The sequence below is a fragment of the Mycolicibacterium sp. XJ662 genome (assembly GCF_053484035.1).
In genome coordinates, this window is record NZ_JBEFTL010000002.1 from 471,678 (window position 1) to 483,440 (window position 11,763).

Genomic DNA, 11,763 nt, shown 5'->3' on the forward strand with positions numbered 1-11,763 from the left:
GAACACATGGCGACGGTCGCGGTTTTGGGGTTGGGCCACATGGGCGGGCCGATGGCGGCGAACCTGGTTGCCGCCGGCCACACCGTGCACGGTTTCGACCCGGTCCCGAGCTTGCGCGACGCCGCCGCCGAGAAGGGCGCTCAGCTCTTCGACAGCGGCGCCGCGGCCGTCGGCGACGCGGACGTGGTCATCACCTCGCTGCCCAACGGCGACATCGTCAAGTCGTGCTACGCCGAGGTGTTGCCCGCGGCCAAAGACGGCGCGTTGTTCATCGACACCTCGACCATCTCCGTCGACGACGCCCGCGCGGTCCACCAGCAGGCCGTCGACCGCGGTTTCGCCCAACTCGACGCGCCGGTGTCCGGCGGGGTGAAGGGTGCCGTCGCGGGCACGTTGGCGTTCATGGTCGGCGGTGAGGAGGACGCGGTGGCGCGGGCCCGGCCCGTGCTGGAACCGTTGGCCGGCAAGATCATTCACTGCGGCGCCTCGGGCACCGGACAGGCCGCCAAACTGTGCAACAACATGGTGCTGGCGGTTCAGCAGATCGCCGTCGGCGAGGCGTTCGTACTGGCCGAGAAGCTCGGGCTGCCGGCACAGTCCCTGTTCGACGTGATCACCGGCGCCACCGGCAACTGCTGGGCCGTGCACACCAACTGCCCGGTGCCGGGCCCGGTGCCGACGTCACCGGCCAACAACGACTTTCAGCCGGGCTTCGCCACCGCGTTGATGAACAAGGACCTCGGCCTGGCGATGGCCGCCGTGAACTCGACGAGCGCCAAGGCGCCGCTGGGCAGCCACGCGGCCGAGATCTACGCCGAGTTCGCGACCGACCACGCCGACAAGGACTTCAGCGCGGTCATCGAACAGCTTCGCGACTGACCTACACGTCGCGCCATGCGCGGTTTCCATACCCGTCGAGGTGCACGACCTCCTGCACCGGCTTGCGGGTGGTGGGCCCGTAGCGGCCCCGCGGCCAACCGAGCGGCACGATGCACACCGGGGTCACCGTCAGCGGCAGGCCCAAGATCCTGCGCGCCGACGTCACACTCCACAGCGGCAGGGTGATCAGCGAAGCGCCGAGCCCCATCGCCCGTGCCGCCAGCAGCAGGTTCTGCACGCTCGGATAGATCGAACCGAAGAACGACGACTCCCCCACGAACGGGGACGGCATGTACGGCACCCGTGCACCGCCGCGCAGGCACGGCACGACGAGGACCGGGATTTCGCTGAAGTGATCGACCTGCCATTGCACGGCCCGCAGGATCTTCTGCATCGACTCGTCACCGGCGGCGACGCGCCTGCCGGCCGCCCCGTACAGCGACCACGCCTGGCGGTAACGCTTCGCGAGCCGGTTTTTGACGTCCTGGTCCTTCACCACGATGAATTCCCAGTTCTGCCCGTTGGATCCGGTGGGCGCCCGCAGCGCCAACTCGATGCACTTGAGCACCACCGCGTCGTCGACGGGGTCGGGCAGGACGCGGCGCACGGCCCGCTGGGTCATCATCGCTTCGGCCAGCGGCATATCGAGGCGGGCAAGCGCGTCCTCGACGGTGGGGATGTCGGTCATCCCATGAAACTACCGCGCCGAACGCGGGCGGTGCCTCCTACGCGGCCGTCGGATTGTGGCTCTTCGACCACTTCGCGTGCAGCCGTTGACATTCGGCGATGCGCAGCGGCTCGGCTCCAGCGAAGTCTGGCCGCACCGCCACCGCCGTCGGGATGTCGGGGGCGCCTTGGCCGGTGATGACGACGGTGGCCAGCCCGGCGGTGTTCGCGGCGCGCAGACCCGTCGCCGAGCCGCACACGGCAAGCGCATCGTCGGCCGACAGCCCCAACTCCCACAGGGCATGGCGGTGGGCGGCGGCATCCGGCATCGTCTTGTCGACGTCTTCGGCGGTCACCACGGTCTCGACGACGCCTTCTCCAGCCAGTTGGCGCACCAACGGCTCCGCCCAGCTGCGCTGCCCGTTGGTCACCACCGCCACCTGCACGCCCGCGGCGTATGCGTCGGTGAGCAGATCGACCAGCCCGGGCCGCGGCGCGAGATCATGGTCGAGAACCAGCTCGTCGAACATCATCGACTTGGTGTTGTAGATGTCGTCGGCGAGCAGCGCGGTCAGCACGTCGGACTCGGTGGCCACGCAGCGCTTGCGCAACTCGGCCGCCACCCGCTGGCGCTCATCGTCCAGCGCGAGCAATTGGCGGTAGCGCGTCACCGACCACTCGAAGTCCAGCCCGTGGGCGGCGAAGGCGGCGTTGTAGGCCACCCGGTGGCCGTCGCACTCGATGTCGGTCAGCGCATCGAGGTCGAAGACAACCGCCCGCAGCTGGCTGTCGGCTCCGGTCGGTGCTGCGTTATCCCACCAAAAGCGTCCGGCACGCCACGTCTTCTCCTGCGTTATCGACATAGGAATAGGGTGGCGCATGTCACAGCCCTCGCGCCTCCCCCGCTGGGGGGATAGTCAAGGTCAACTTGCGCAGCGGCCGCCCCGACCCAGCAATAAGGTCGCAATAAGGTGGTGTCATGACCGTAGCCGCCGGACCGGTGCGAATTGTGCTGGTAGACGACCACGAGATGGTGATCGAGGGGCTCAAGGCCATGCTCGCGGCGTTCTCCGATCGCGTGGTGGTGGTCGGCCAGGCCGTCGGCGCTGAGCGGGCGCTCAGCGTGATTGACGAACTCGATCCCGACATCGTGCTGTGCGACGTGCGGATGGAGGGCTCCAGCGGTCTGGACGTGTGCCTGGCGCTGCGGGAGCGCAACGCGGAGCGCAAGGTCGTGATGCTGTCGGTCTACGACGACGAGCAGTATCTGTTCCAGGCCCTGCGCGTCGGCGCGTCCGGATATCTGCTGAAGAGCATCAGCAGCGACGAACTGGTGCGCCAGCTGGAGTTCGTGCACCGCGGCGAGACCGCGATCGATCCCGGTATGGCTGCCAGGGCCGCCGACACCGCCGCACGGTTGCAGCGCGACGAGTTCTGGCCCGGCGTGCGCCAGGGCCTGACCCAACGCGAGAGCGAGATCCTGTCGTTTGTCGTCGACGGGCTGTCCAACCGCGCGATCGCCACCAAGCTGGTGATCGGCGACGAGACCGTCAAGAGCCACCTGAGCTCGATCTACCGCAAGCTCGGGGTCAGTGACCGCACCGGTGCGGTGGCCACGGCGCTACGCGAAGGAATCTACCGATGACCCCGGAACCCCGGCCCGGCGACGCGGTCCGCGACCTCAGCGAGTACGCGCTGGCCGCCGACCGCGAACTGGCCCTGCTGCGCGAACTGATCCAGGCCGCATCCAAGGGCCCCGGCGTCGAGCCGTTGGCCGCCGCGGCCGCGCGGATGATCACCGCGGCCACCGCCAGCGACGTGTGCTTTGTGCACGTGCTCGACGACACCGAACACTCACTCACCCTTGCCGGTGCGACACCGCCGTTCGACGCGGAGGTCGGCAAGATCAGACTGCCGCTGGGCCGAGGGATTTCGGGTTGGGTGGCCAGCCACCGCGAACCCGTGGTGATCACCGAGGACAAAGAGTCCGACCCCCGGTACATGCCGTTTCAGTCATTGCGCGGTTCGGATTTCACGTCGATGGTGTCGGTTCCGATGGAGACCGATCCCGGCGGGCTGGTCGGCGTGCTCAACGTGCACACCGTCGAGCGGCGCGACTTCACCGAACGCGACGTCGAGTTGCTGTTGGTGATCGGTCGGCTGATCGCCGGGGCGATGCACCAGGCCCGGCTGCACCGCCAGCTGGTCGCGCGGGAACGCGCGCACGAAGTGTTCGTCGAGCAGGTGATCGAGGCGCAGGAACTCGAACGCCGCCGGTTGGCCGGCGACATTCACGACGGCATCTCCCAGCGGCTCGTCACCCTGTCCTACCGGCTGGACGCGGCCGCCCGCGCCGCCGATCCGGCCGTCGCCGCCGAACAGCTCGGCACCGCCCGCGAACTGGTGGAGTTGACGCTGGAGGAGGCGCGGGCGGCGATCAGCGGGTTGCGGCCCCCGGTGCTCGACGACCTCGGGCTGGCCGGCGGGCTGGCCAGCTTGGCCCGCTCGATCCCGCAGGTGAACGTCGACGTGGACCTGGAGGAAACTCGGCTGCCCGATCACATCGAGCTCGCGCTGTACCGGATCGCGCAGGAATGCCTGCAAAACGTCGTCAAACACGCCAACGCCACGACGGCCCGGCTCACCTTCGCCGTGGACGCGGGTCAGTCTGCGCCGGTCGCACGGCTCGAAATCGTCGACGACGGCGTTGGTTTCGACACCTTCGAGCATCCGCTGGGCAGCGACGAGATGGGTGGCTACGGGTTGCTGTCGATGGCCGAGCGCGCCGAGATCGTCGGCGGCCGGCTCAACATCCGGTCCCGTCCAGACTCGGGGACCGCCGTCACGGCGACCATTCCCCTGCCGTCGGGGGTCACCCCCTAGCGGCGAGCAGACGCAGATGGCCCGCGATCGGGCTATTTCAGGGGCCCTCTCCGTCTGCTCGGCGGGGAAACGTTAGAAATCCCCGGAGTTCTGGCGCAGCGTCTCGATCGAGTCGGCCAGCGCCCGCGACTCGTCCTCTGACATCCCGATGTCGGCGAACACCTCCTTGTTCAGCGTCATCGTCGCGTCCTCGACCGTCGAGCGGCCGAGGTCGGTGATGCGCACCAGCGTGGTGCGGCCGTCGGTCGGATGCGGGGTGCGCTCTACCAGGCCGTCGGCCTCCAGGCGCCGGATCGCGTGGGTGACGCTGGTGACGTGCACCTGCAACCGGTCGGACGCCTTGGTGATCGGCAGTTCCCCGTTTCGACTGAACGCCAACAGCCGCAACAACTCGAATCGCGAAAAGCTCAGGTCGTAGGGTCGCAGCGCGGTCTCCACCCGGGCCAGCAGGATCTGGTGGGCCCGCATCACCGACGTCACCGCGACCATGCCGTCGGCGACGTCACCCCATCCCGAGCGCTCCCAGTTGGCGCGGGCCAGCGCGATGGGGTCGCGATGGTCGGGCTGCGACGGCTGCGGGGGTTGGGAGGCCACGCCTCTTCATACCGCACCAGCGCGTCCGGTCCGCTGATTTCTAACGTACGGCGGCCAGCACGGCGCGGGTGGAGCGGCGGTCACCGACGGTGATGCGCACGCCGCCGTCGGCGTAGTGGCGCACCCGCGGCCCGGCGCCGTCGAACACCTGCGTCCAGTCCCGGTCACGGCGCGGCAGGTAGACGAAGTTGGCGTGGCTGTCGGTGCTGTACACCCCCAACGAACCCAACCGCATTCGCAGGTAGCGAGATTCGTTGGCGATCATCGAGATACGTTGCTGTAGCTCGGCTTCCGCCTCGTAGGAGGCCTCGACGGCCACCTGGCTGGTGCTCGCGATGCCGAACGGCAGTTGCATGGCCCACAGCCTGCGGGCCAGTGGCGAAGCACAGAAGCCATAGCCAATGCGCAGCCCCGCGAGGCCGTAGGCTTTCGAGAACGTCCGCAGCACCACGAGATTCGGAAACCTCGCGACCAGCCCCGCAGCGTCGAGACGCGATCCCGGTGCCAGGAACTCGACATAGGCTTCGTCGAACAGTACGACGGTGTCGGGCCGCACGCACCGCAGGAACGCCTCGATGTCGGCGGGCGTCTCGATGGTGCCGGTCGGGTTGTGCGGCCGGCACACCACCACCACCCGCGCGTCGGTCGCGGCGCGCGCCAACGCCTCCAGATCGTGGCGGCCATGGCTGTCCAACGGCACGGTGATCGGCACCAGCCGGGCCATCCGCGCGAAGACCGGATATCCGTCGAACGTCGGCGACGTCATCGCCAGCACCTCACCGGGACGTGTCACCGCCTGCAGCACCTGCATGATCACGCCGGTGGCGCCGACGCCGAGGACCACCTGCTCATCGCGCACCCCGATGTGCGCGGCGACCGTCGAGCGCAACCGTTGCGGCAGATACTCCGGATACCGGTTGGCCGAACCGATCGAGGCGGTCAGCGCCATCTGCACCGCGGGTAGCGGCGGGAACGGATTCTCGTTCAGCGACAACGCCAACGGGCTCATCACATCGGGAAGCACGCCGCCGTCACCTTCTGGTGTGGTCATCAGCCGCGACCACCCCATCGCACCGCGGCTGCGCCCGCGAAGTCACCGGCATGGGCGAACGCAGCCATCATCACCACGTCGCCGGCCTGCAACCGACCCTCGGTGACGGCCCGGTCGAGGTTGATCGGAATGCCCGCGGCGAACAGGTTTCCGCATTCCTCGAAGGTGTCGACATGACGTTCCTTGGGCAGTTCGAGCGCTTCACGCCAGTTGCGCAGGAACACCCGGTTGGGCTGGTTGGTGACGAGCAGGTCGAGATCTTTGGGTTTGACGCCGATGCGGTCGCATACCGCATAGGACACCTCGGGTACCTGGCGGTTGCCCCGCGCCAGCACCTTGGTGATCTTGCTTTCGGTGAACCCGATGTAGCCCTCACCGGATCCCGGTTGCCACCATTTGCGCGGCGGATCGACTGCGATGGTCATGTCCCCGGCGAATTCCCCGTAGGTGCGGCACTCGACGTCGAGAATCGGCGAGTGTTCCGACACCGCAACCAAACCGACCGCGGCGCCGTCGCCAGGGACCGCGGCCTGCGCCTTGCGCCGCACGCTGGGTTGGTCGAACACCTGCCCGGCGGCGTTCTGCGCGACGGCGATCAACGCCGTCTGTCCCGCTCCCGACACCAGCAGCTGACGTGCCAGCTGCATGCCGAGGACGAACGCAGCGCAGCCACCGTTGTGCAGATCGAGCACCCAGTTCGGTTTCATCCCAAGGCGATACGCCACCGCGCCACCGGCACCGTAGAACGGCATGTCTGGTAGCTGGGTGTGGGTGATCAGCACGTCGATGCCGGCGATCACGTCGGCTCCGTGTCGTTGCACCAGGCCCGCGGCGGCGCGCTCGACCATGTCGACTGCGGTCTCGTCCTGGCCGACGTGGTGACGGTACCGCGGCGCGCGGAACATCACGTTGTCGCGCAGCGCATCTGATTCGGCGAACTGCGCATAGTAGCTCGCGCCGATCGGCTCACCCGGCAGATAGGTGGCGATGTCTAGCAGGCTGACGGTCATCTGGTCACCTCATCCAGTCCGGTGTCACGGGGAGCCCGTTGGAATAGCGGTATTCGGCGATCGCCTTGAGGTTCTGCAACTCCAGCAGGTGGCCCGCGCCGAACATGTCCCAGAAGTCGCCGACCCACACGGGCCGCTGCGGCGGCGCGGTTTCCGGATAGGGGTTGTGGTCGTAGAACGGGTGATGGCAGTTGGTCCACAACACCACCGACCCCGGCTTGTCGAACACCGACTGTGCGTCGACGATCCGCATCAGATAGATCATCCAGAGGTGCTTGCCCTGGTCCCACGCGCAGTGGTAGTCGACGGTCATCGCTTGTTTGTTGGCGTGGGTGCGGGTGAAGATCCGGGTCTCTGAGCCGAGCCGGTCGTAGGCAAGCCACAGCCCGGGTTCTTCGGTGGTGGTGAAGCCACGCAGGCTGTAGGTCCACTCCTCGAGGCTGCGGGTGTCGGACATGTATTCGAACAAGTCGTCGGGTGGACAGTCGATATAGCTGTTGACGGTGCAGAATTCGCCGAATACGTCGTCGTGCGGATAGACCGAGCGCATCATCTCCATGATGATCGGCGTGGCCTTCTCCCGCGGTGACGTCTCGACGCGGATGAGCCCGTCGAGCGGTTCGGTGGTACCCCGGTGGGCGGTGATGTCATCAAGTGCGGGCAACGACATGGGATCTGCTCTCCTTTGTGCGGGCGTCGGTTGAAGTGAGAAAAGCTGCGAACGGCGGGATTTCGTCTGCCGAACACTCGACGCCGACCACGGAGGGACCGTCGACCGCCAGTGCGGCGTCCAACGCGGCCGGCAGCTGCGTGAGATCGGAGACGTCGACCGAGACCAGCCCCGGAAACATCGCGGCCAGACCGGCTCCCAGCCGGCTCGGGCCGAACCGGTTGTAGCTGTAGCGGTCGCCGTAGAAAAGCTGCTCGCGGGTCACGCACATCGCATGCGCGTGGTTGTCGAACAACAGAAACGTCACGGGCAGCCGGTACTGCAGCGCGGTGTGGATCTCCATGCCGTGCATGAGAAATGCGCCGTCGCCGGCGATCACCACGGTGCGTCGACGCCGCTGCCGCCGGTCCCCCTGCCCTTCGGGCGGGTGGTGCCCCCACTTCGCGCGAGCGCTCATCGCGCCGAACGCCATGCCGACACCGGCGCCGAAGCTGTAGCCCATACCGCCCATGCCGAGCGCGACGAGGAACCGGCCGTCGCGTCGTACCGGCAGGTGATGGATGGCCGATGCGCCGATGTTTCCGGCGTCGACGACGATGTCGGCGCCGTCGGGCAGCGCGCCGTCCAGCACCGTCATCGCGTCGCGGTACCGGATCCCCGGACCGTCGTGGGTCGGTGGTTCGAGGCACGTGCGCGGCACCGCGTCGGGCACCCGCACGCCGGTGGCGCGGCCGTTACCGGACAGCGCCGCGGTCAACAGCAGCAGCGAGCCACGCAGATCGTCGGTGTGCACGTGGGTACACGGCAGATGCGGCGGGTCGGATCCGATGGAGTACACCGACGTCGCTGCCAGCGCGCTCTCCAGCCCGGCGCGGGCGGTCACCGTCATGCGGGTGCCCACCAGGAGACACAGCGCGCTGTCTGCGATGGCGGCGGCGACGCTGGGGTGGCCCATCACGCCCGTCACGCCCAGAAACGACGACGATCCCGAACCGGGTGTGCCCGCGGCGTCTTTGGCGTCGGGCACGCAGGCCACCCGGGCGCGCACCAGGGCCCGCAGCCGTTCGAGTGCGACGCGCGCCTCGTCGCGGGCGACCTGTTCGCCGGCGATGATCGTGACGGGCCCGTCGACGCGCCGCAGCGCGCGCACGATGGGGTGCGGGTCGCCGAGTTGACTGCAAAGTTCATCTGACACCGCGGCGCCGCCGTTGACGGCTAGTTCGGCCTGCTGAACGTCCTTGGGTAACAACAACACCGCAGGCCCGCGTAGCCTTCGGGCCGCAGCGATCGCCTCCGGCAGCGCCGATTGGATGTCGGCCGGGGTCAGCACGCGTCTGCAGTGCACCGAAACCGCGGAGAACAGTGCGTGCGCGTCAAGCGCGCCGTTGCGTCCGCTGGTGTCCTGGAACGCCCCGCGGCCGTCGAGCACCGTCGGGGACTGCCCGATCAGCGCCAGCACGGGCACCCGGCTGGCGAACGCCTCCCCCAGCCCGGGCACCGTGTTCAGGCAGCCGCCGCCTGAGGTGGCGGCAAGCACGCCCAAGCCGGCTCCGCTGCGGCTGTATCCGTCGGCCATCGTCGCCGCGGAGAACTCGTGCTTGGCCAGCACCGCGGTGATCCCGTCGCGGAAGTGGGCCGCGTCGTAGACGTCTTCGATGTTGGCGCCGTCGACCCCGAAGATGTACTCGACGCCGATCGCCGCAAGATATTCGACGATGTGGTCGACGACCCGATGCGCCATCGCTGCCCCGCTTCCGCATGTTTCCCGGAATACGGAGCGTTATGCAGTCGGGTTCAACGCGCGGCGCGATTCACAGCTGGCGTTCCAGCAGCACCTGGTCGTCATCGGCCGAAACCAGTTGCACCGCAGCGATTTCATCCATCTGCATCGGGGTGTTCGCGCTCGGCAGCGCGGTGGCACCGGACAGCCCCAGCCAGGTCGCGACCTGTTCGCGGCTGCCGTCGCGGCCGATCACCACCATGCCGAGGTTCTGTGGTGGCGCGTCGCGCCGACCCCAGTCGCCGTAGGTGCAGGCCATGTCGATGCGGGTGCCCCAGCCGTAGCCGGTGACGGTGATCGTGGCGTTGATCGGCGTCTCGGCCACCTTGACCATCTCGAGTTCGGCGCCCGAGGCCTGCGGCGCGGGCGTTTGGGTGTCCAGCACCCCGGGACGCAGCACGAGCACCAGGCCGAGCGCCAGCAGCGCGGCGGCCATCGCGACCGCGGCGGTGGTGACCCAACGGGTCCGCCTGCGTCGCGCATGCACCTTGTCCAGCAGGGTGTCGAGCACCTCGGGCCGCAACGCGGGCGGGTCTGGTTGGTCGATGTCGGCGATGTCGATCTTGGCCAGCAGCGCGGGGATACCGCCGAGTTCGGCGACGGCGGTCCGGCACCGCGCGCAGGTCTGCAGGTGCGCCTCGTATTCGCGGCGCTCGTCGCTGGACAACGAACCCAGCACGTACGCGGCGTCCCAGGTGAGGTAGCGATCGTCATCGCTTCGGGGAGAACCGAATTCGGTCATCGCGTCACCCCCATCTCCTGCAACTTCAGCCGCAGCGCGCGCACCCCGTAGTGCAACCGCGACTTCACCGTGCCCTCGGCGATCTGCAGATCAGCGGCGATCTGCGCGGTGGTCCAGCCCTGGTAGTAGGCGCGGCGGATGACGGCCCGATGTTCCTCGGACAGTTCACGAATGGCTTCACCAAGCAGCATCCGGTCCAGTGCCGTCTCCACCTCGTCGGGACCAGCGCGATCCGCCGTCTTCTCCATGTCCGGCGTGCCGGTTTCACTGCGGAAGCGGGCGCTGCGTCGCTCGTCGATAACGAGGTTACGCGCCACGGTGAACAGCCACGCCCGCGGCGACCGGTCACGGTCGGCGGCCACCTCGGGGTGGCGCCAAGCACGCAACAGCGTCTCCTGCACGACATCCTCCGCCCGGGCCGTATCCCCCGTCAGCCGCAAGGCGTAGCGCCAGATGGCTGCGGCGTGCTCGTCGTAAAGCAGCCGCATGACGTCGGCGTCGAGGGCCTCCGGGTCGTCCAAACTCAACCTCCATCAGGGATACGAGGTTGCCGGTCGTCCGGTTCAGTATTCGCCCATTCGCCCAGTTCGCCCAGTTCGCCCACCCCGCCGAGCCCGCCGAACGTGGGTTACCCGCACGTCTAGCCGCACAACAGTGTGCGGGTAACCCACGTTCGCGGCGGCCGGAAGCTACTGCGTGAGGATGCGGGGGCCGTCGTCGGTGACGGCGACGGTGTGCTCCCAATGCGCGGCGCGCGAACCGTCGGCGGTCACGACGGTCCACTCGTCCTCGAGCACCACGGTCTTGGCGGTGCCCAGCGTCAGCATGGGTTCGATGGCCAGCACCGACCCCGGCGCCAGATAGGGCCCGCGGCCGGGCGCGCCCTCATTGGGCAGAAACGGGTCCATGTGCATCTGCCTGCCGATGCCGTGGCCGCCGTAGCCCGCGACGATGCCGAACTTGCGGCCGTGACGATCTTCGGCGGCGCGGGTGCCGACCTCGATGGCGTGCGAGACGTCGGTGAGCCGGTTCCCGGGCACCATCGCGGCGATCCCGGCCTCCATGGCCTCCCGAGTGGCCTGCGACAGCGCTTCGTCGACGGGAATCAGCGGCCCGACACCGAACGTGATCGCCGAATCCCCGTGCCAGCCGTCCACGATCGCGCCGCAGTCGATGGACACCAGGTCCCCCGCCGCCAGCGTCTCACTGGCCGACGGGATGCCATGCACCACACGCTCGTTCACCGAGGAGCAGATGCTCGCCGGAAAGCCGTGGTAGCCCAGAAACGACGGCACCCCGCCCCCGTCGCGGATCGCCGACTCGGCGATCTCGTCGAGCTCGAGCGTGGACACCCCCGGTACGGCGGCTTGCCGCACGGCCTTCAGGGCCGACGCCACCAGGGCGCCCGCGACGGCCATCGCGTCGAGTTCGGCGGGGGTGCGTTGGGCGACGACCTTGCGGTTGCGCAAGCCGGGCAGTCCGATCATC

Annotated in this window: 13 protein-coding genes; 3 read left to right on the forward strand and 10 right to left on the reverse strand. The window is 68.5% G+C overall.

Annotated elements, in window-relative coordinates; all coding sequences use genetic code 11:
* Window positions 1–6: 6 nt before the first annotated feature.
* Entirely contained in the window at window positions 7–879 is an 873-nt protein-coding gene (gene mmsB, locus ABQE93_RS09545; protein WP_448406800.1) for a 3-hydroxyisobutyrate dehydrogenase, read from the forward strand.
* Between the two features lies 1 nt (window position 880).
* Here mmsB and ABQE93_RS09550 read toward each other — a convergent pair whose 3' ends face one another.
* A complete protein-coding gene (locus tag ABQE93_RS09550) occupies window positions 881–1,567 on the reverse strand; it encodes a nitroreductase family protein (RefSeq protein ID WP_448406799.1) in 687 nt (228 codons plus the stop codon).
* A 37-nt stretch (window positions 1,568–1,604) separates the two neighbouring features.
* Window positions 1,605–2,408: an HAD family hydrolase gene (locus ABQE93_RS09555; protein ID WP_448406798.1), complete on the reverse strand. Its 804-nt coding sequence runs from the start codon at window positions 2,406–2,408 to the stop codon at window positions 1,605–1,607.
* 116 nt (window positions 2,409–2,524) lie between these two features.
* Here ABQE93_RS09555 and ABQE93_RS09560 point away from each other — a divergent pair, with 116 nt between their 5' ends.
* On the forward strand, window positions 2,525–3,190 hold the full coding sequence (locus ABQE93_RS09560) for a response regulator (protein WP_448406797.1): 666 nt from the start codon (window positions 2,525–2,527) through the stop codon (window positions 3,188–3,190).
* Window positions 3,187–4,428, forward strand: coding sequence for a GAF domain-containing sensor histidine kinase (locus ABQE93_RS09565; protein WP_448406796.1), 1,242 nt, complete (start codon window positions 3,187–3,189; stop codon window positions 4,426–4,428). Before ABQE93_RS09560 ends, ABQE93_RS09565 begins: the two co-directional genes overlap by 4 nt.
* Before the next feature lie 72 nt (window positions 4,429–4,500).
* Here the strand turns inward: ABQE93_RS09565 and ABQE93_RS09570 are convergent, their stop codons facing one another.
* The 8 genes from ABQE93_RS09570 to map all read right to left on the reverse strand — a co-directional run bounded on the left by ABQE93_RS09570 (window position 4,501) and on the right by map (window position 11,762).
* A complete protein-coding gene (locus tag ABQE93_RS09570) occupies window positions 4,501–5,022 on the reverse strand; it encodes a MarR family winged helix-turn-helix transcriptional regulator (RefSeq protein WP_448406795.1) in 522 nt (173 codons plus the stop codon).
* A gap of 40 nt (window positions 5,023–5,062) precedes the next feature.
* Window positions 5,063–6,073: a pyridoxal phosphate-dependent aminotransferase gene (locus ABQE93_RS09575; protein WP_448406794.1), complete on the reverse strand. Its 1,011-nt coding sequence runs from the start codon at window positions 6,071–6,073 to the stop codon at window positions 5,063–5,065.
* Window positions 6,073–7,083: a 3-oxoacyl-ACP synthase III family protein gene (locus ABQE93_RS09580; protein ID WP_448406793.1), complete on the reverse strand. Its 1,011-nt coding sequence runs from the start codon at window positions 7,081–7,083 to the stop codon at window positions 6,073–6,075. The genes ABQE93_RS09575 and ABQE93_RS09580 overlap by 1 nt, the downstream gene beginning before the upstream one ends.
* 4 nt (window positions 7,084–7,087) lie before the next feature.
* Window positions 7,088–7,753: a DUF8713 domain-containing protein gene (locus ABQE93_RS09585; RefSeq protein ID WP_448406792.1), complete on the reverse strand. Its 666-nt coding sequence runs from the start codon at window positions 7,751–7,753 to the stop codon at window positions 7,088–7,090.
* On the reverse strand, window positions 7,734–9,494 hold the full coding sequence (locus ABQE93_RS09590) for a thiamine pyrophosphate-binding protein (protein ID WP_448406791.1): 1,761 nt from the start codon (window positions 9,492–9,494) through the stop codon (window positions 7,734–7,736). Before ABQE93_RS09590 ends, ABQE93_RS09585 begins: the two co-directional genes overlap by 20 nt.
* A 70-nt stretch (window positions 9,495–9,564) precedes the next feature.
* Window positions 9,565–10,275, reverse strand: a complete 711-nt coding sequence (locus ABQE93_RS09595; protein WP_448406790.1) for an anti-sigma factor family protein — start codon at window positions 10,273–10,275, stop codon at window positions 9,565–9,567.
* Window positions 10,272–10,796 (reverse strand): sigma-70 family RNA polymerase sigma factor, encoded by a 525-nt coding sequence (locus ABQE93_RS09600; RefSeq protein ID WP_448406789.1) that lies wholly within the window; start codon window positions 10,794–10,796, stop codon window positions 10,272–10,274. Before ABQE93_RS09600 ends, ABQE93_RS09595 begins: the two co-directional genes overlap by 4 nt.
* A gap of 168 nt (window positions 10,797–10,964) precedes the next feature.
* The gene (gene map / locus ABQE93_RS09605; RefSeq protein ID WP_448406788.1) at window positions 10,965–11,762 is read right to left on the reverse strand and encodes a type I methionyl aminopeptidase; all 798 of its coding nucleotides are present in this window, start codon (window positions 11,760–11,762) and stop codon (window positions 10,965–10,967) included.
* Window position 11,763 lies beyond the last annotated feature (1 nt).